1 protein-coding gene is annotated in these 1869 nt (G+C 61.1%); it reads left to right on the top strand.

What is annotated here, in order from left to right; translation table 11 throughout:
• Nucleotides 1-178 precede the first annotated feature (178 nt).
• The gene (locus Q2941_RS51520) at nucleotides 179-1609 is read left to right on the top strand and encodes an extracellular catalytic domain type 1 short-chain-length polyhydroxyalkanoate depolymerase (protein WP_458197526.1); all 1431 of its coding nucleotides are present in this window, start codon (nucleotides 179-181) and stop codon (nucleotides 1607-1609) included.
• Nucleotides 1610-1869: the final 260 nt, after the last annotated feature.

Below are 1869 nucleotides of genomic sequence, written 5' to 3' on the forward strand. Positions count from 1 at the left end.
AGTGGACTTGCACCACCTACTCCTTGCCGGTCTCCCGGCGCACCTGTGTAAAAACGCGAAGGATCGAAACACGGCTAGAATTACATTCTTCAATTCGCCGTCTAAGCTGAAGGCGGTTGCGAGCCTGAGCGCTAGAACGGTTCTGGACGAATAACTTCTTCTATCGAGCTGAAGCGTCTTGGAGTTTTCACACAGCCAAGACCCGGAGCCGACTTCCCGGATTTCCTACTCGGTTCTTGACTCCGATCCCTACCCCTGTCATGTTGCGATGCACAAAGTATTTGCGACGCAATATAGGGGTGCGCCTATGCGCGATTTACGCGAGGTTCTTGCCCCTCTTCAAGAATTTCGAAGCAAATTCGAAGGTCTTCTTGCAGCGGCCCGAAAGAAGGCGGCACGCGCGCCCGAACGCCCGACACGGCTGCGCGAACTGACCGGGTTTGGTGCAAATCCCGGCAACCTTCGTATGTTCACCTACGCTCCCAAAGACCTGCCACCAAAGGCGCCATTGCTGATCGCGCTCCATGGCTGCACCCAGACCGCCGCCGAGTATGACCACGGTACCGGCTGGTCGTCGATCGCCGACAGCCTCGGCTTCGCGGTCGTCTATCCGCAGCAGCAGGCCGCCAACAATCCGAAAAATTGTTTCTCGTGGTTCTTGCCGGATGATACCGCGCGCGGTCACGGCGAGGCGCTTTCGATCAGGGAGATGATCGAGCATGCCATCGCGACATTTGCCGCTGACCGCCGAAAAGTCTTCGTGACCGGCCTCTCTGCCGGCGGCGCCATGGCTTCGGTTATGCTCGCAACATATCCGGAGGTTTTTGCTGGCGGCGCCATCATTGCCGGACTGCCCTATGGGTGCGCCAGCAACGTTCAACAAGCATTCGAGGCCATGTTCACCGAGCAGGGGCATGCTGCGCGGGCGCTTGGCGATCGCGTGCGGGCCGCATCTAGGCATCGCGGGCCGTGGCCGAAAATCTCAGTCTGGCATGGCACCAGCGATCCGATTGTAAGACCCTCCAACGGTGAAGACATCATTCGGCAATGGACCAACGTGCACGGGCTTTCGGAGAGACCCGCACGTCAAGAATTCATCAAGGGCTACGCGCACCGCGTATGGAGCAGCGCAAACGGTCAGGCATTGATCGAGGCGTTTTCTATCAGCGGCATGGCGCATGGCGTACCGCTCGCGACGACGACGAAGGAGAGTTGCGGCTCTGCCGGTGCATTTTTCCTCGATGTGGGAATCTCCTCTACGGATCACATCGCACGCTTCTTTTGCCTGCACGAGTCTCTGGTTGAAATGCCGCGCGTCGCGGCGCCGGTGTTAGCAACCATTGAGACTCCAACTGATCGCGGTGCTTTAGTCATCGCTGGAGCCGCCGCCGAGAGCGCGCACGGTTCGGCCGAAGCCTCGCTTGCAGAGGGTGAAGAGCGGCAGACCCGTTACCCGCTCGACCCCAACGCCGTGATCGCGGCGGCCTTCAAGGCCGCGGGTCTCCCGGTTCCGGAGGTTCCCAGAGCGCCGCCCGGCACGCGACCGCGCGTTGCACCCGGCCCGATCATCGCGGCGGCCTTGAAGGCAGCTGGGCTGGTGCAGAGTTAATTCCGCCCAGCACTCGCCCTGACCGTGGGACGGTACAGTGGAGCGAACGGCCAGCGATGTCGCCTAGTGGCCCTTCTTGGACATGCGCGCCCTGCCGAACGTCCGCTTTGCGCCATAAGCTGCCCTCCCCGTCAAGCCACCTTTTGACCCTGGTTCGCGGTAGGGATGCCCATTGCTGGACAGCCCCCGCGCAGATCCGGACAAGCCCGATTCGAGCATCCGGCTCTTACCTCGGGTGTTTAACGGCGAAGCGCCGGTCG

This window comes from Bradyrhizobium sp. UFLA05-153 (assembly GCF_054185185.1).